Origin of the sequence: Ochrobactrum teleogrylli, assembly GCF_006376685.1 — a bacterium.
GTDB classification, from domain to species: domain Bacteria; phylum Pseudomonadota; class Alphaproteobacteria; order Rhizobiales; family Rhizobiaceae; genus Brucella; species Brucella teleogrylli.
This window is the reverse complement of the sequence record NZ_VEWL01000004.1, coordinates 20,206-36,996: the sequence shown is the minus strand read 5'-3', so window position 1 is coordinate 36,996 and position 16,791 is coordinate 20,206. Positions and strand designations below refer to the sequence as shown.

Here is a 16,791-nt window from a genome sequence, read left to right as displayed (position 1 = left end):
ATGCAGAATAATTCGATCTATGTCGGGCTTTCCTCGCTCATTACGCTCGAACGGCGAATGGATTCGATTGCCCAGAATGTCGCCAATGTCTCGACGGTCGGTTTCCGGGGCGAGGGCACCAAGTTCGATTCGATTGTCTCTAAAAAGGCAAGCGACGATGTGAGCTTTGCCAGCGCCGGCAAGAGCTATATCCGCACCGAACCCGGCCCGCTGGTCAAGACGGATAATCCGCTTGATATTGCGGTCAAGGGCGATGCGTGGCTGTCGCTCAACACACCGCAGGGCCAAATTTACACCCGCGACGGGCGTATGAAGATGCTGGCGACCGGCGAGCTGGTTTCAATGATGGGCTATTCGGTGCTCGATGTCGGCGGCGCGCCGATCATGCTCAATCCGGATGGTGGCGCGCCGAAGATTTCCGCCGATGGCGCGGTCTATCAGAATGGCGCGCAGATCGGCGCTCTCGGGCTTTACTCCATTCCCGCCGATGCCGAGCTGAAATATGCAGGCAATTCCGGTGTGATCCCAAACAAGGCTGCGGCGCCGATCTTCGACGATAACAGCATCGGCGTTGTGCAGGGCATGATCGAAGGCTCGAATGTCGACGCCATGACCGAGATGACGCGTCTCATCAGCGTCAGCCGGGCCTTTGAGCAGGTCAATAATCTTTTGACCCAGCAGGAAGCGACCGTGTCTGAAGCGATCAAGACGCTGGGCTCCAAAAACGGATGACGCCAGACCTACCGCTCGCGCGGCTTGCCGCCTTTGCCCGTCAACAGGCCGTAGAGCCGAAGCCCGTGTCCGGTATCGGCGGCACGGTCAGCGACGTGTCGCGCTCGGCGATAGCCGTGCGCGGGCTGTCACGCGATGCGCGGCTTGGCGATGCGGTGGCGATAAGGGCTGCGGGCGGCACCAGTCTGGCGGAAATCATTCGCGTTGCCGACAGGCAGGTTCTCGTCAAACCTTTCGACGACCGGATCATTCCCTCATTGGGTGCAGCGGTCTTCGAGGAAGGACCGCTCAGCATCCGTCCGGCGCTCGAATGGCGCGGGCGGGTGATCAATGCGCTGGGGCAGCCGATTGACGGGAGGGGTGCGCTTTTGCCCGGTCCACGCCCGATGGCATCCGAAAATCTGGCACCGGCCGCTCTGCGTCGGGGTCGTGTGGATCGCGGGCTTCGCACCGGCGTTGACGTGATCGACATTTTCACGCCGCTCTGCTTCGGCCAGCGCATCGGCATTTTTGCCGGTTCCGGCGTCGGCAAATCCACGTTGCTCGCCATGATGACGCGCGCCGCCGATTTCGACACGGTGGTGCTGGCGCTGACCGGCGAGCGTGGACGCGAAGTGCGCGAGATGCTGGAAGAAACCATGGCGGGCCATCTGGACAAGACCATCACGGTTGTTGCTACCGGCGATGAAAGCCCAATGATGCGCCGTCTTGCGCCCAATACCGCGACGGCCATTGCGGAATATTTCCGGGATCTCGGCCAGAATGTGCTGCTTATTGTCGATTCCGTCACGCGCTTTGCCCATGCGGCGCGCGAGGTGGCGATTGCGGCGGAAGAGCCGCCGGTTTCGCGCGGTTATCCGCCGAGCGTGTTCAGCCAGTTGCCACGCCTTCTGGAGCGGGCGGGGCCGGGCAGCGCCGATACAGGCGGCAGTATTACCGGCATCTACTCGGTGCTCGTCGATGGCGATGACCACAATGACCCGGTTTCCGATACCATTCGCGGCACGCTGGACGGGCATATCGTGCTCGACCGGACGATTGCGGCGCTGGGGCGCTTTCCGGCGGTCGATGTTCCGGGTTCGGTTTCACGCCTCGCCAAGCACAACTGGACGGCGGAACAGCGCAAGCTTGTCAGCCAGCTTCGCAGCATGGTGGCCCGCTTCGAGGAAACGCGCGATCTGCGCGCCATCGGCGCGTATCAAAAGGGGCATGACGGGATTCTGGATCAGGCGGTGGATCTCGTTCCGCGCATCTATGATGCCTTGCAGCAGTCCCCAGAGACACCGCGTTCAGACGATCCCTATCAGAAACTCGCCGCCGCCTTGCGCGGGGAAAAACAGGCATCCAATCCATGATGACGGGCAACAAGAACCGACGCAAAAACGCCGAAGAAAAGCTATTGGCCGATCTGGAAGCGGAAGTGAGCGCCGCCGCCGCACAGGAAGGTGGCAAGAAACCCCACAGCAAGGTTGACCGATATCTGAAGATTGCAGCGGTCACGCTGGCGGCTGGCTGCGCGATGCTGCCCTTCATCACCTATCTCCAGCGCATGGAGCTTGCGCCTGCCGAAAAGGCGGAACGCAAGATCATCGATCCGCTGGACCGTTCGGAGCAGAAAACGGTGCGCCGCTTTCCGTCCTTCCGCCCGTCGGATCGCGTTTCCCCCAGTGCGGATATCGATAACACCATGACCGGTTCGGTCATGTCCAACGGCAAGGGCCTGCCGGGAACTGGCGCTGGCACTGGCGGCGCAGGCGGCGGCGATGGACAGGCTTTCCCGAAGCCGGTCTTCGCGCTGCGCGAGGTCGTCGGCGGGATGGCAATGATCGAGGATACATCCGGCTACTGGTTCGTGGAAAAAGGATCGCTGTTGCCCGATGGCAGTCGCCTTGTTTCCATCGGTCGGGGGTCGGGAACCTGGCAATTGACCACGTCGTCAGGCGACGTGATTGAAATGCGGAGATAGGGGAGTAGGGCAGTAAGGGAATAGGGGAGTATGTTGGCCTTGCGCGATCAGCGCTCTCTTGGAAACTACGATATACCATTCCCCAAAAACATATTCCCTTACTGCCCTATTCCCCTACTCCCTTAACCTTCGCAAGCTTGACGCAAGTTCCGCCCCGTAAGTTAACCAACGGTAAAGGCGGGAAACTCCATGAGCTCCATTCATCTTTTCGATCTGGCCGCAAGGCAAGTGCAGTGGCTGTCGGTCCGACAGGCCACCGTCGCTGGCAATGTCGCCAATGCGAACACGCCGGATTTCAAGGCGCGCGACGTTCAACCCTTCACCGATGTGCTGGACAAGACGCAGCTCACCATGGCTGCGACGAGTCCGCAGCATCTGGAATTCGAGGCAAACGGCATCGCAGGCGCACGCCTGCGTCCCGACGACATCACCGAGCAAACCCATTCCGGCAATACCGTCGATGTCGAACAGGAAATGATGAAGGCAGGCGAGATTTCCCGCGAATATTCGCTCAACACCAGCATCGTCAAAGCGTTCCACCGCATGATGCTGTCGGTCGCGAAGGGATAATCCATGTCTTCCGACGCCTTGCAGAATTCTCTGAAGATCGCAGCCTCCGGCCTTTCGGCCCAATCGACACGTCTGCGTATCGTTTCGGAAAACATCGCCAATGCCCAGTCGACGGGCCAGACGGCGACCGACGATCCCTATCGCCGCAAGACCGTTTCCTTCCGCACCGAGCTGGAACATGGCACGGGTGCCGCAGAAGTGCGCGTGGCCGAAGTGGGCAAGGATACCTCGCCCTTCGTCGAGCAATATGATCCGAGCCACCCCGCCGCCGACGAGCGCGGCTATGTCCGTTACCCGAACGTCAACATGGTCGTCGAAATGGCGGACATGCGTGAAGCCAACCGTTCTTATGAAGCCAATTTGCAGGTCGTCAGGCAGGCGCGTGAGCTGATCTCGATGACCATCGATCTCCTGAGGAGCACATAATGTACGACTCGATCATGAGCATTTCGGCGCGCAATGCCCTGTCGCGCCTTTCCGAAACCGTCGCCGGGAATGGCGTCGGTTCTGCCGCTTCCACGGCGGCTCCACAGGCTGTTCCCGCAACGCCGGGCGCATCCTTTGGTGAAGTCCTGTCGCAGATGACGGATTCGGTCGGCCAGAAATTGCAGGCGGCGGAAGCCACCTCCATTCAGGGCATCAAGGGTGATGCGCCGGTGAATGAGGTGGTCAGCTCCGTCATGGAAGCCGAAAAGTCGCTCCAGACCGCAATCGCGATCCGCGACAAGATCGTGCAGGCATACCTCGAGATCAGCCGTATGTCGGTCTAGTAAGGAAGCACCATGAAAGCCCTGACGATTGCCGCAACCGGCATGAACGCCCAGCAGCTCAATCTGGAAGTGATCGCCAACAATATCGCCAATATCAATACAACGGGCTTCAAGCGCGCGCGTGCCGAATTCTCGGACCTGCTCTACCAGTCCGAGCGCACGGCAGGCGTTCCCAATCAGGCCAATGAGAGCATCGTGCCCGAAGGCGCGCTGGTCGGCCTTGGCGTCCAGACGGCGGCGGTGCGTAATCTGCATATTCAGGGCAGCTTCAACCAGACCGGCAATCCGTTCGATCTGGCGCTGACCGGGCAGGGCTGGTTCCAGATCCAGAGCCCGACCGGCGAAACGCTTTATACCCGCGCTGGCGCATTCAACAAGAATGCCGATGGCCAGCTGGTGACGCTCGACGGAAATATTGTCCAGCCGGGCATCGTGGTTCCTGAAAATGCGCTTGAAGTAACCGTCAGCGATACCGGGCAGGTCTTTGCGAAGATTCAGGAACAGAATGGCATCCAGATCACCCCGCTCGGCCAGCTTCAGCTTGCGAATTTCACCAATGAAGCCGGTCTCGAACCGCTGGGCGACAATCTCTATCGCGAAACGGAAGCCTCCGGCGGGCCGCTGGTTGGCGATCCGGGTGATCCAGGTTTCGGTTCGGTCAAGCAGGGCTATCTCGAAGCATCGAATGTCGATCCGGTGAAAGAAATCACCGATCTGATTACGGCGCAGCGCGCCTATGAAATGAATTCCAAGGTCATTCAGGCCGCCGACGAAATGGCGGCGACTGTATCGAAGAACATGCGCTGACGGTGATCGCCATGAAACGCGCCCAAGGAAACGACATCAAAGCCCGTTCACGGTTCAGACGCGCCGCACTGGCTGCTGCCGCAGTGGCCGGTTTTGCCGCTGCTGCGATCTCGGGGGCTTCGGCCACCGACCGCATCGCTTTCGTTGTGCCTTCGGCGACCGTTTATCCCGGACAGGTCGTCAGCAATGTCGCGCTGGTCGAGAAGAAGTTTTACATCAGTGCGCCCGCCGCGCAGCAATATGTGCTGTCGGTGGATCAGGCTGACGGCAAGGTCGCGCGCAAGACGCTGATCGCGGGTAAGCCGATCCTCGTCGCCGCCCTCTCGGAGCCGTCGCTGGTCAAGCGTGGCGAGCCGGTGACGATGGTGTTCTCCACCGGTGTCATGACGATCACAGCTGTCGGCATACCGCTCGAGTCCGGGGCGGCAGGCGATTTCATCAAGGTACGCAACAGCGACAGCGGCGTCATCGTGCCCGGCACGATACTGGCCGATGGCCGTGTTCAAGTGGGGATGCGGTGAGAAAAACCTGGGCAACGCTGATCACCGTTCTGGCTATCGCGCTTCAACCTGTTGCGGTTCTGGCGGATGAGTCGGCCAAGAATGTGAAGGATTTCGGCACCGCCGTCGAAGCGGACGCCGACTGGCTGGGTGCTGGCGGCGATCCGTCCAAGATGGCCTATGCTGAGCTTGGTCGTGGCAGCGCTGTGGCACGCCTCAAGGATATCGCGACCATTCAGGGCGTGCGTGAAAACCAGCTCGTTGGTTACGGTCTGGTGATCGGACTTAAGGGCACGGGTGACAGCCTGCGCAACTCGCCTTTCACCGAACAGTCCATGCGCGCCATGCTCGATAATCTCGGCATCAATGCGCCGCGCAATTCCACGCGTTCGAAGAACACGGCAGCGGTTATCGTGACCGCCAATCTGCCCGCCTTTGCCGGTTCCGGCTCACGCATCGATGTGACGGTTTCGTCCATCGGCGACGCCACCTCCTTGCAGGGTGGCACGCTGGTCATGACGCAGCTGATGGGCGCCGACAACCAGATTTATGCAGTTGCGCAGGGCAATATGATAGTGTCCGGCTTTACCGCCGAAGGCGATGCAGCCACCGTGACGCAGGGCGTGCCGACATCGGGCCGCATTCCAAACGGTGCGCTGGTCGAGCGCGAGGTTGCCGGAAACTTCGGCAAGGACAGCGAGATGATCGTGGAGCTGCGCGATCCCGATTTCACGACTGCCGTGCGCACCGCCGATACGATCAATATCTTCGCCAAGCGCCGCTATGGGCGCGGTGTGGCGATTGCCCGCGATGCCAAGACCATTCGCCTGTCCCGTCCGAAAAATGTGCCCGCCGCCCGCTTTCTTGCGGAGCTGGAGGGCCTGCCGATCATCACGGATGAGGTGGCGCGCGTGGTGGTGGATGAGCGTACCGGCACCGTGGTCATCGGTTCGAAAGTACGCATTTCCAAAGTGGCGATCAGCCATGGCAGCCTGACGGTGCGCGTGACGGAAACGCCGATGGTCGTGCAGCCTGAACCGTTCAGTGACGGCGTGACGGCGATAGAGCCGAACACCGATATCGCCGTCAACCAGCCCAATGCCAAGATCGGGATTCTGACCGGCGCCAATCTGGAAAATCTGGTCAAGGGCCTCAACCAGATGGGTGTGAAGCCGACCGGCATCATCGCCATCCTGCAGGCGATCAAATCTTCCGGCGCGCTTCACGCGGAACTGGTAGTGCAATGATGAGGCCGGGGATGACAGCAGACATGATCGTGAAACTGGCAATCCGCACCGGTTCGGCTTTGGCGCTGCTTTTTGCCAGCGCCTTGCCGGGATTGGCGCAGGAGGTGGCATCGCCTGCACCGCAAGCGCCAACTGTGGCCCCAACGGCGGCGGTTCCTGTTTCCGCGCCACCTGCGAACCTCGGCAATCTGGATGAAATCCGCAAGTTCTGCGGCAATATCGACAATCAGGCCGCAGACGCCCGCTATTCGTTGCAGGCCAAGCAGCTCACCGACCTCAAGGCCGAGGTGGACGAGCGGATGCAGGCGCTGGAAGAAAAGCGCAAGGAATACGAGATGTGGCTGAAGCGCCGCGACGAGTTCGTCAGCAAGGCGCAGGATTCGCTGGTCGACATCATTTCCAAGATGAAGCCGGATGCAGCGGCAGCCCAGATGGCCATGATCGGCGATGAGGCGGCGGCAGCCCTGATCCTCAAGCTCAACCCGCGTGTTTCGAGCATCATTCTGAATGAAATGCCGCCGGAAAAGGCAGCAAAGCTCGCACGCATCATCGTCGGATCGCAGCGCACGGGCGCAACGCCACCGGCGGTGAAGGACCAGCGCGCTCAGGCGCAAACCGGGAATACGGTGCAATGACAGGACGCATGAACAAGACCATTTTCGCCGCCACCGCTCTGGCGCTTCTGGCCGGTTGCGCCATGAAGCCGGAAGAAATCGGTCGTGCGCCGGACCTGTCGCCGGTTGCCGCCAATCTCGGCATGAACAACAATCCGCAATATAATGGTTATCCGTCGCGTCCGGCAAAGCCGGATTATTCGCTCTGGAACCAGCGCTCGACCAATTTCTTCAAGGACCCGCGCGCGGCCGAGCCGGGTGATGTGCTGACCGTCATCATTTCCATCAATGACCGCGCCAATCTCGACAACAAGACCGACCGCGAGCGGGTGTCGAAAGGCATTTACGGCGCGGGCGGTTCGTTTGCGACCAGCAGCAGCACCGGCGCCGGTGCTGGCGGCGACATGGACGGTTCCATCAACACCCATTCGGACAGCTCGTCCAAGGGCAAGGGCACAATCAAGCGCAGCGAGGATATCAGTCTTCAGGTTGCGGCCATCGTCACCAATACGCTCCCGAACGGCAACATGATCATTCGCGGCTCGCAGGAAGTGCGCGTGAACAATGAGTTGCGTGTGCTGAATGTCGTCGGTGTCGTGCGTCCGCGTGATATTTCCGGTTCCAACACCATTTCCTACGACAAGATCGCCGAAGCCCGCATTTCATACGGCGGTCGTGGACGGTTGAGCGAGGTGCAGCAGCCGCCATACGGCCAGCAAATTCTCGATCAGGTTTCTCCTTTTTAAAGCTGAGCATCGATGAGCGACACGGCACTGGACAAGAAAGACGGCAAGGCCAAAGGCTCCATGATGGGGCTTTTGGCGGCGGTCGTTGCTCTGACCGCTATCGCCGCCGGTGGCGGCTGGTATCTGGGCGGCATGATTTCCGCCGACCAGCAGGCGCTTGCCAAGACCACGGCCAGGGAAGACAAGCCGAAGCCGGGCGATTTCGAATCGCGCTCCATCGGCGCGGTTGTGCCGCTAAAGCCGATCATCACCAATCTCGGCATTCCGCAGAACACTTGGGTACGGCTGGAAGCTTCGCTGGTCGCCAAGCCCGGTCATGAAATACCGGCGGCCATGGCGGCCAATGTCGGCGATGATTTTCTGAGCTTCCTGCGCAGTGTCAATCTCATGCAATTGCAAGGCGCGGCAGGGCTTGCCTATCTGCGCGCCGATCTCGAAGAACGCGCCCGCCTGCGCTCGGAAGGCGCGGTGGACCGGGTCTTTATTTCGGCACTGGTCGTAGAATGAAAAAACTCCTTGGTCCAGGCGTTCTCCTGACGCTCGCACTCACTGTTTCGGCACAGGCCCAGCAGCCATTGACGCTGGATAATCTGCTGCCCGCAGGCAGCGGTGCGGCCAGCGGCCAGATTGTCCAGCTCTTCGGTCTTTTGACCGTACTGTCCATCGCGCCCGGCCTTTTGATCATGGTGACGAGCTTTACGCGCTTCGCCATAGCCTTTTCCCTGCTTCGCTCGGGTCTTGGTCTCCAGACCGCGCCTGCCAGCATGGTGATGATCTCGCTCGCTCTGTTCATGACCTTCTATGTCATGGCGCCCGCCTTCGACCGCGCCTGGAACAATGGCTTGCAGCCGCTGATGCGTAACGAGATAACGCAACAGGTAGCACTCACCGAGATTTCGCAGCCCTTTCGCGAATTCATGATGGGTCAGGTGCGTGACAAGGATCTGCGCCTGTTCGAAGACCTTGCCGATCCGTCTTTCCGCACCGGGGAGGATGGCATCGTCGATTTCCGCGTGCTGGTCCCGGCCTTCATGATTTCGGAGCTTCGTCGCGGCTTTGAAATCGGCTTCCTGATCGTGCTGCCGTTTCTGGTGATCGATCTGGTCGTGGCCACGCTCACCATGTCCATGGGCATGATGATGCTGCCGCCGACAGTGATTTCGCTGCCGTTCAAGATTCTGTTCTTCGTGCTGATCGACGGCTGGAATATTCTGGTTGGAAGCCTGATACGCTCCTTCTCCTGACCCGATTTGGAACAGTTGCCAAGGCGTCCGGCAAAATTCGGCGTCAAAATCTGAGAGATCGGTAAAATTCGGCAGAATAAATTAGCATTACTTTAATATTTGGGTTTTAAACGTCGGCACATGGTGGGTCTCTGCGACAGCGGAGACAGGCATGATGCCGCTCCACTATGCCGGTAAGTCCGGCCTGTCCCTCTGTATGATTTTTCCCAAGGGGCAAAATAATGGCTAGCATTCTGACCAACTCGGCAGCTCTGACTGCACTTCAGACCCTTTCCACGACCAACAAGTCGCTGGAAGCAACGCAGAACCGTATCTCGACGGGCCTCAAGGTTGCCGGTGCATCCGACAACGCCGCTTACTGGTCCATCGCAACGACCATGCGTTCGGACAACAAGGCCAACTCCGTCGTTCAGGATTCCCTCGGCCTCGGCGCTGGCAAGGTTGACACTGCCTACACGGCTATGAACAAGGCGATTGAAGTCGTCGATCAGATCAAGCAGAAGGTTCTTCTCGCGAAGACCTCCGGCACGGAAGATCGCGCCAAGATCCAGAGCGAAATTGCAACCTATGTTGCTCAGCTCAAGGACAATGTCGCTGGCGCCAACTACGCCGGTTCGAACCTGCTGACCTCGGATTCGACGAAGGACACTGCTGATCCTACTGCAACTCCGGCAGTGGCTGAAAGCAACGCGCTCAACGTCATCACCTCTTACAACCGCGACGCTTCGGGTAATGTGACCACCGGCACGATTTCGGTGAACTACTCCAGCACCCGTCTGATCGATACCGGTGGCACCACCGGCGTTCTCGACAAGACCACTGGTGCGTCGGGACAGTCGATCCTGTCCATCGACGTCAGCGACGTGACTGGCGTTACGGGCTATGACGCAGCCGACGAAGGCGCAGCGTTTGACAAGATTCTGACCGACGTAGAAGCCGCTCTCGGCTCGATGGCAACCTCTGCTGCCGAATTGGGTGCCGCAAAGGCACGCATCGACATGCAGAAGGATTTCGTTTCGAGTCTTTCGGACTCGATCGAAAAGGGCGTTGGCCAGCTCGTTGATGCTGACATGAACAAGGAATCGGCACGTCTGTCGGCTCTCCAGGTTCAGCAGCAGCTTGGCGTTCAGGCTCTGTCGATTGCCAACTCGTCGAACCAGAACATCCTGTCGCTGTTCCGCGGCTAATCGATAACTGAGTAGATAAAACGGAGAGGCGGGTCACCGGCTCTCGCGAGTTCTCAGGCAAATCAGGGGTTCGCATCCGGACCGACCTGATCGGACCGGATGTCTTTGGGCGGAAAAGGGGCGCGGGATCAATTCCGCGCCCCGCTTCGTTTCGGCGTTCAGAAAGCACGTGCTTTATCAGCCGCCACTTTCGCGCAAGCTTCGCGGTCTAGTTTGCATCCATCATGATGGCGGTGGTGTCGATGCAGCAGAATATCCAGCAATTGATCGAACAGCTCAAGGGAACGCTTGGCAAGCTTGGCGTGCGCAAGCTTGTTGCGCTCGGGCTTGTGGGGGCCGCCCTGATGGGAGCGATCCTCTACACGAGCTTCTATCTCAGCCGTCCATCCTATGAGACGCTTTATGTCGGCCTGTCGCGCGATGACGTGAACCGCATGGGCCTGGCACTCGGCGAAGCGGGCATTCCCTTCGACGTGAAGTCGGATGGTTCCTCCATTCTGGTGCCGATCGGCAAGGCGGAAACCGCCCGCATGTATCTCGCCGAAAAGGGCCTGCCCACCTCCAACAATGCCGGTTACGAGCTGTTCGACAATATGGGCTCGCTGGGCCTCACCTCCTTCATGCAGGAAATCACCCGCGTTCGCGCGCTTGAAGGCGAAATCGCCCGCACCATTCAGGCGATTCGCGGCGTGAAGGCCGCCCGCGTGCATATCGTTCTGGCTGAAAAAGGCTCGTTCCGCCGTGGCGACCAGAAGCCGTCCGCTTCGGTGGTCATTCGCGCGGAAGGCGGCTTTGCCGCCGATTCGGCGCAGTCGATTCGCCAGCTCGTTGCCGCCGCCGTACCGTCGCTCGATGCATCGTCGGTCACCGTCCTCGACACCAATGGCCGGCTTCTCGCCTCCGCTGGCGAGGCCGCCAATGGCGCGGCTCTCATGACCGCCTCGCTGGAACAGCAGGTTGCCGGTAATGTGGACGACAGCATCCGCAAGGCGCTGGCACCCTATCTTGGTCTTGGCCATTTCCAGACCAGCGTGCAGGCGACGCTCGACACTGATCGCCGCCAGATCAACGAGACGACCTTCGATCCCGAATCGCGTGTCGAACGTTCGGTCCGCGTGGTGCGCGAAAGCGGCGATTCCCGCAACAACCGCGATAACAACGCGACGGGTGTGGAACAGAACATCCCGCAGGAAGAAATCCAGAACCGCAATGGCGAGACCTCATCGGAAAAGACCGACCGGCGTGAGGAACTGACCAATTACGAAATGAACAGCAAGACGATTGCGACGGTGAGCGACGGTTATTCCGTCAAGCGCCTGTCGATTGCCGTCGTCATTGATCAGGCCCGCCTGCTGCAAACGGCTGGCACCACGCCGCCGCCTGCCAATTTCGTCGATCAGCAGATCACCAAGATTCGCGATCTCGTCGCCACGGCTGCCGGTCTCAATGCGGATCGCGGCGATGTCATCAATGTAACCGCCGTCAATTTCCTCGATCCGGCTGGTGCGGATATGGAGCCGGTTTCGGCGCCATGGACCGATACGCTGCTGCGCCAAAGCGGAAGCTATGTCAACGCGCTGGCCATCCTCGCCGCAGTTGGTCTTCTGATCTGGTTTGGCCTGCGTCCGCTGCTGCGTGACCAGACCGCGAAACCAGTGGGCACGGAAGTCGCCATCCGCGAAGCGGGTGAGGTTGCCACGCCGAATTTCGTCGGCACACAGGCAGGCAGCGAGGGCCAGCAGGCTGTGATCGGCGGGCCCGAAGCCTATGCCGACCAGATGAAGACCAGCCTCAGCGATTTGCGCCAGCGCATGCGCATGCCCGCCAAGCTTCGTCTGGAACAGATGATCGAGATGGATGAGGAGCGCGTTGCCGCCGTTCTCAAGCAGTGGATCAACGGAAACGCCGTGAAGCAGCCTGTCCATGCCGAACGGGCCGATGCACCGGAGCTTGAGGCTGCCTGATAATGAGCGCGCTCTCCCTCAGCCGTTACCTTCCTGATTTTTCGACCCATCGCGTGGCGGATGAGGCTGTGGAGATCATCGCCGCCCCTGCGCCGTCGCAACCGTTGAAGCCAGAGCCGGTTCGTCGCGCCCAAGCGATTGACCCGAAAGCGGCGGCCCTTGCGGATAAGCTTGCCGCTGCCGAAAAGGCGGAAATGGCGGCCCTCATCGCAGCCGAGGAAGAAAAGCGCTCCGCCTTTGAAAACGGTCATGCCGAAGGCCATACGCTTGGCCGCGAGGAAGGCCATAAAGAAGCCGAGGCGCTTTACGAAGCTGAGAAAGCCCGGCTTTTGCGCGAGCATGAGACGGAAATCGAAAATCTTCGCGCCGCGTTTTCGCGGGAGCAGGCGCTGTTGCTGGCGCGCAGCCTGACCGAAGCGCTGACCGCGCTGGAACAGAGCTTCTCCGGCCAGATTGCCGAGATTCTAGCGCCGCTTCTCGTCGGAAAGCTTGAACAGGACGCGGTTGCAGAATTTGCCCACCGCATTGCGGCGCTGGCGCTGGAAGGCGAAGCGCCGGAAATCTCCGGTCCGGCAGGACTGCTGGCCCCGCTACGCGACCATGCAGCGCTGCTGCCCTCCGGCTGCCGGTTTGTCGAAAATGCGTCGGACGAATTGTCCTTTTCCTTTGGCGAACGGGTGCTGGAAACGCGCATCGCGCCGCTTCTTGATGAATTGAAGGCTGCGGTCCAATGAGCATCGATCCCGAAACCAAGCGCGAAATCATCATTGTTCGCCGTGGCGGGCATGACGACCATGACGGCCACCATGGCGGCGTGTGGAAGATTGCCTATGCCGACTTTATGACCGCCATGATGGCGTTCTTCCTCGTCATGTGGCTGATCAATGCCGCCAATGAGGAAACCAAGGCGGCTGTCGCCAGCTATTTTAATCCCGTCAAGTTGATGGACCGGCATTCCAGCCCCAAGGGCGTGCAGGATGTCGATGAGAAGGATGGCAAGGTTCGCTATGAAAGCGACCAGCAGGTCGAAAACAGCACCAAGGTCATCAACGACGCCACGACCGTGCCGCCGAGCGAGCAGGAGGAGCGCCAGCTTTTCCGCGAACCCTATGCGGTTTTGTCGGAACTGGCGCATGAAACCGGTGTGTTGCAGAATCAGTCAGCCAAGGGTGACGGCGGTACGTCGCAATCCGGTCCCGCCACCGGCGCCGACGGCGGCGATGCCTATCGCGATCCTTTCAGCCCGGATTACTGGTCGAGCAAGGCCGCGGACGAGCTGACGCCGCCGAATGCCGCGCCCTCCACGCCGCCCAAGCCGGAAACGCCGGAAGCAAAACCCGCTGAAGCGCCGGCAAAAGATCAGGAACAGCTCATTGCGGAACTGAAAAAGGCTGCGGAAGGCGAAAAGTCCACTGCGGCCAGGCCGGGCAGCAAGGCTGAGCCGATGCCGGATGTAACGGTGGTTCCGGTCGAGGGCGGCGTGATGATCCAGCTGACCGACAAGATCGACTACGGCATGTTCACAATCGGCTCCGCCAAGCCTGATGCGCGCGTGGTGCAGATGCTGGAACGCATAGCGCAGGTGATTTCCCGCCAGCCCGGCGAAGTCATCATCAGCGGCCACACCGATTCGCGCCCGTTTAAAAGCGCAAGCTATGACAACTGGCGTCTGTCGTCGGCGCGCGCGCAGATGGCCTATTACATGCTGGTGCGCGGCGGGCTGGATGAAAAGCGCGTGTTGCGCGTTGAAGGCTATGCCGACCGCCAGCCGAAAATCGCCAATGATCCGAATGCGGCTGAAAACCGCCGCATCGATATTTTCCTCAAGTCTGCCCCATGAAGCGGCTTGTTCAGCGCTCACTGATGATTGCCTTGACCATGAGCCTGCCGCTGGCCGGAGCGCCGGTGCATGTCTTTGCACAGGCGCAACAGGGCGGCAGCGCGGGCGCAGCCTTGCCGGTGCTTGAACCTTACAAGCTCGTGCGTTCGCTGCGCATGTTGCAAGATCAGGTGGTGGCCGGAAAGCCCGAAGCCGTGGTCATGCTGAACAAGCTTCTGGCTTTCATCAGCGCCGACATGGCGCGCGCACCGAAGGAAGCCTGGGATAATCCCGAAAACATTTATGCGGCGATCATCTATCTTTTTAATGGCGGTAATCCCGACGCGGTGCGCAAGGTTCTGGCCGATTTCAAGTCGGATGTCGTGCCGCAGGAACTGATCAAGGGCGCCTTGGCCTATGCCTCCGGGCAGATGATCGAAGTGGTCAAGCTGTTCTCCGTTCCGCTGTCGCCGGATGTGCCTTCGGAGCTGAAAGCCTCCATCGTGCTCGTGACCGCAAGCCAGATGACAGCCTTCGATCCGGCGACCGCGCTGCTGCGGCTTGATCAGGTGCGGCTCGAAGCGCCGGGCACGCTGTTCGAGGAAGCGGCGATCCGCCGTTCGATGCCGATTGCAGCCAAGCTTGGCGATGCGGAAAAGATCCGGATGCTGGCGCGCAACTATCTGCAGCGCTTTCCCCGCTCGCCCTATATGCGTGATTTCATGGGACAATTCGTCAGCGCGGCGCTCAAGCTCAATGACCGCATCGGCAATGCCGAACTGGTGAAGCTGATCGCTGCCGCCGATCCGGTGATGCAATATTCGCTCTATCTCCAGATTGCGCGCGGCGCTCTGGTGGACGGCCAGACGGAGCGGGCGCGTTTCATGTCTGCGGAGGCGCGCAAGCTCGCCGACCGACTCAAAGCCGATCCGACCCGCGCCAATCTCTATGCGGCGGCAAGCGATGTCGCCTCCGATTCGGCGGGCAGCGCCTTGCGTGAACTGTCGCAGATTTCGCCTGATCGCCTGCAGGAACCTGACCGAAAGCTGTTGAAGGCAGCCGAGACGGTGGGCTCGGTCGTGACCCGCGCGCCGAGCGCACTGCCGCCAGCAAAAGCAGCGCCTGAACCCGCTGTGGAGGACCGCAAGGTGCCTGCTATGGCAGTGGCGGACGCACCCGTTACCGCGCCCGCCGCAATACCGGCTTCGTCGCCGGTTGCGGGCTGGAAACCGACACCGGCGCAGCCAACTGACGATCTGCAGAAGACCATGGACGATGCCCGGCGCAAACTTGCCGAGATCGACGCTTTGCTAGGGGAGACCATTCAATGAGCGTGGATATTTTGCTCGGTCAGGCCGGACGGATGGCGTCGCCGACCCGCAGTCTGGCGCCCCAGCAAAGCAATGGGCAAGGCAAGGCAAATGTGGATGGGCAGGAAAATTCCGAGCCGTCGCAGCTGTTTGGCGCGCTTCTGGAAAAGCCGCATGGCAAGCCGGTCGCGAAGGGCGATGACGCCGATACTGCGCTCAGCGATGAGCCCGATGAGCAGAAAGCGGATGCGTCCACGCAAGGGACAAACTGGGCCGTGACACAGAATGTCCTTTCTTTGGCCGCCAATATGCCCAATTTGAACGGCGAAAGCCACAATTCCGCCACAGAAAATCTCGCGAAAAAGGCTGGAAAAGCTGCTTTGGCGCAATCGGACGACATGAATCCGAACGCTGTTGAAGGCGAGGGTGCTGAGGTCGGAGCGGATACCGTCAGCGACATGAGGCGGAAGGCCGAGGCAGCTCAGAATCTCCAGCCTGGTGTCAGTGCAAAGCCGTCTTCCAAATCCGGCGAGGCTGTGTCGGGCGACACGAACGACGCGCAGTCGGATAAGCCAACTGAAAATGCCGATGCAGACCTTACCGATCTGATGAAAGCCGAAAAGCCAGCGGGTAATCAGCCGGCTAATTCCAGCAATGCTGATCGCGGTGTCTTCCAGCCGCTGCAAGCCGCTGGCAAGTCCGCTGCTCCGGTGGATGGCAAGGTGGCGACTGCCACGCCGCAGGCGGTTCGCGTGGCGGATGTGCAGGTGGTTTCCGAGCGCAGCTTTGGTTCGGTGAAGACGCTTCAAATACGGCTTGATCCCGTCGATCTGGGGCAGGTGACGGCGCGCATCCGCGTTGTGCCGGACGGTGTAGAAGTGCATCTGGTCGCGGATAAGGCGCAGGCCGCTGAAGCGCTTTCCGCTGACCGCTCGATCATCGAGAAGGCGCTGAAAAGTGCCGGTATCGCGGACGATGCCCGCATCTCCGTAACGGTTACAGACCGCACTGCGGCAAGCGCGGTCCAGCACACGGCGGCGGGGCAAGGCGCTGGCCAGCAGCAGGCCGGCGCGCAACAGCAATCATCCGGCCAGCAACAGGCCTTCAATATGCAAGGCGGCTTCGATGGCCGCAATGGCGCGCAATCTCAGGCACAGGCTCAGTTTGCAAGCGGCGAGGGCAGGCAGAATGGTGATTCCAGCCAAACGGGACAAGACCGGTCCGGCAAGCAGACAGGTTCCGAAACTGCGGCGCGCGACACTGTTGCAGGCACTGCTGGCCGCAGTCGCGGTCTGGTTGTGTAACGCCAGTGCCG

19 protein-coding genes are annotated in these 16,791 nt (G+C 60.4%); all 19 read left to right on the top strand.

Annotated features, from left to right (window positions below; translation table 11 throughout):
- The 19 genes from flgF (at nucleotide 1) to fliK (ending at nucleotide 16,780) form a co-directional block, all read left to right on the top strand.
- A complete protein-coding gene (gene flgF, locus FIC94_RS08665; protein ID WP_140024586.1) occupies nucleotides 1-732 on the top strand; it encodes a flagellar basal-body rod protein FlgF in 732 nt (243 codons plus the stop codon).
- Nucleotides 729-2,087, top strand: coding sequence for a flagellar protein export ATPase FliI (gene fliI / locus FIC94_RS08660; RefSeq protein WP_140024585.1), 1,359 nt, complete (start codon nucleotides 729-731; stop codon nucleotides 2,085-2,087). The genes flgF and fliI overlap by 4 nt, the downstream gene beginning before the upstream one ends.
- Entirely contained in the window at nucleotides 2,084-2,698 is a 615-nt protein-coding gene (locus tag FIC94_RS08655) for a hypothetical protein (protein ID WP_109367895.1), read from the top strand. The genes fliI and FIC94_RS08655 overlap by 4 nt, the downstream gene beginning before the upstream one ends.
- A 189-nt stretch (nucleotides 2,699-2,887) precedes the next feature.
- The gene (flgB, locus tag FIC94_RS08650; protein ID WP_109367894.1) at nucleotides 2,888-3,268 is read left to right on the top strand and encodes a flagellar basal body rod protein FlgB; all 381 of its coding nucleotides are present in this window, start codon (nucleotides 2,888-2,890) and stop codon (nucleotides 3,266-3,268) included.
- Nucleotides 3,269-3,271: 3 nt separating this feature from the next.
- Nucleotides 3,272-3,694 (top strand): flagellar basal body rod protein FlgC, encoded by a 423-nt coding sequence (gene flgC / locus FIC94_RS08645; RefSeq protein WP_140024584.1) that lies wholly within the window; start codon nucleotides 3,272-3,274, stop codon nucleotides 3,692-3,694.
- On the top strand, nucleotides 3,694-4,038 hold the full coding sequence (fliE, locus tag FIC94_RS08640) for a flagellar hook-basal body complex protein FliE (protein ID WP_140024583.1): 345 nt from the start codon (nucleotides 3,694-3,696) through the stop codon (nucleotides 4,036-4,038). The genes flgC and fliE overlap by 1 nt, the downstream gene beginning before the upstream one ends.
- 12 nt (nucleotides 4,039-4,050) lie before the next feature.
- The gene (flgG, locus tag FIC94_RS08635; protein ID WP_109367891.1) at nucleotides 4,051-4,845 is read left to right on the top strand and encodes a flagellar basal-body rod protein FlgG; all 795 of its coding nucleotides are present in this window, start codon (nucleotides 4,051-4,053) and stop codon (nucleotides 4,843-4,845) included.
- Nucleotides 4,842-5,366 (top strand): flagellar basal body P-ring formation chaperone FlgA, encoded by a 525-nt coding sequence (flgA, locus tag FIC94_RS08630; protein WP_371830900.1) that lies wholly within the window; start codon nucleotides 4,842-4,844, stop codon nucleotides 5,364-5,366. The genes flgG and flgA overlap by 4 nt, the downstream gene beginning before the upstream one ends.
- The gene (locus FIC94_RS08625) at nucleotides 5,363-6,592 is read left to right on the top strand and encodes a flagellar basal body P-ring protein FlgI (RefSeq protein WP_140024581.1); all 1,230 of its coding nucleotides are present in this window, start codon (nucleotides 5,363-5,365) and stop codon (nucleotides 6,590-6,592) included. The genes flgA and FIC94_RS08625 overlap by 4 nt, the downstream gene beginning before the upstream one ends.
- 11 nt (nucleotides 6,593-6,603) lie before the next feature.
- On the top strand, nucleotides 6,604-7,227 hold the full coding sequence (locus tag FIC94_RS08620; protein WP_235858966.1) for a MotE family protein: 624 nt from the start codon (nucleotides 6,604-6,606) through the stop codon (nucleotides 7,225-7,227).
- Nucleotides 7,224-7,952 (top strand): flagellar basal body L-ring protein FlgH, encoded by a 729-nt coding sequence (gene flgH / locus FIC94_RS08615; RefSeq protein ID WP_371830820.1) that lies wholly within the window; start codon nucleotides 7,224-7,226, stop codon nucleotides 7,950-7,952. The genes FIC94_RS08620 and flgH overlap by 4 nt, the downstream gene beginning before the upstream one ends.
- Nucleotides 7,953-7,964: 12 nt before the next feature.
- On the top strand, nucleotides 7,965-8,459 hold the full coding sequence (locus FIC94_RS08610) for a flagellar basal body-associated FliL family protein (RefSeq protein WP_140024580.1): 495 nt from the start codon (nucleotides 7,965-7,967) through the stop codon (nucleotides 8,457-8,459).
- Nucleotides 8,456-9,196: a flagellar type III secretion system pore protein FliP gene (gene fliP, locus FIC94_RS08605; RefSeq protein WP_140024579.1), complete on the top strand. Its 741-nt coding sequence runs from the start codon at nucleotides 8,456-8,458 to the stop codon at nucleotides 9,194-9,196. The genes FIC94_RS08610 and fliP overlap by 4 nt, the downstream gene beginning before the upstream one ends.
- Before the next feature lie 221 nt (nucleotides 9,197-9,417).
- The gene (locus FIC94_RS08600; protein ID WP_140024578.1) at nucleotides 9,418-10,383 is read left to right on the top strand and encodes a flagellin N-terminal helical domain-containing protein; all 966 of its coding nucleotides are present in this window, start codon (nucleotides 9,418-9,420) and stop codon (nucleotides 10,381-10,383) included.
- 227 nt (nucleotides 10,384-10,610) lie between these two features.
- Entirely contained in the window at nucleotides 10,611-12,347 is a 1,737-nt protein-coding gene (fliF, locus tag FIC94_RS08595) for a flagellar basal-body MS-ring/collar protein FliF (protein ID WP_140024751.1), read from the top strand.
- 2 nt (nucleotides 12,348-12,349) lie between these two features.
- Nucleotides 12,350-13,081: a hypothetical protein gene (locus tag FIC94_RS08590; RefSeq protein ID WP_140024577.1), complete on the top strand. Its 732-nt coding sequence runs from the start codon at nucleotides 12,350-12,352 to the stop codon at nucleotides 13,079-13,081.
- Nucleotides 13,078-14,187 (top strand): flagellar motor protein MotB, encoded by a 1,110-nt coding sequence (locus FIC94_RS08585; protein ID WP_140024576.1) that lies wholly within the window; start codon nucleotides 13,078-13,080, stop codon nucleotides 14,185-14,187. The genes FIC94_RS08590 and FIC94_RS08585 overlap by 4 nt, the downstream gene beginning before the upstream one ends.
- Nucleotides 14,184-15,497, top strand: coding sequence for a chemotaxis protein (locus tag FIC94_RS08580; protein WP_140024575.1), 1,314 nt, complete (start codon nucleotides 14,184-14,186; stop codon nucleotides 15,495-15,497). Before FIC94_RS08585 ends, FIC94_RS08580 begins: the two co-directional genes overlap by 4 nt.
- Nucleotides 15,494-16,780: a flagellar hook-length control protein FliK gene (gene fliK, locus FIC94_RS08575; protein WP_140024574.1), complete on the top strand. Its 1,287-nt coding sequence runs from the start codon at nucleotides 15,494-15,496 to the stop codon at nucleotides 16,778-16,780. The genes FIC94_RS08580 and fliK overlap by 4 nt, the downstream gene beginning before the upstream one ends.
- Nucleotides 16,781-16,791 lie beyond the last annotated feature (11 nt).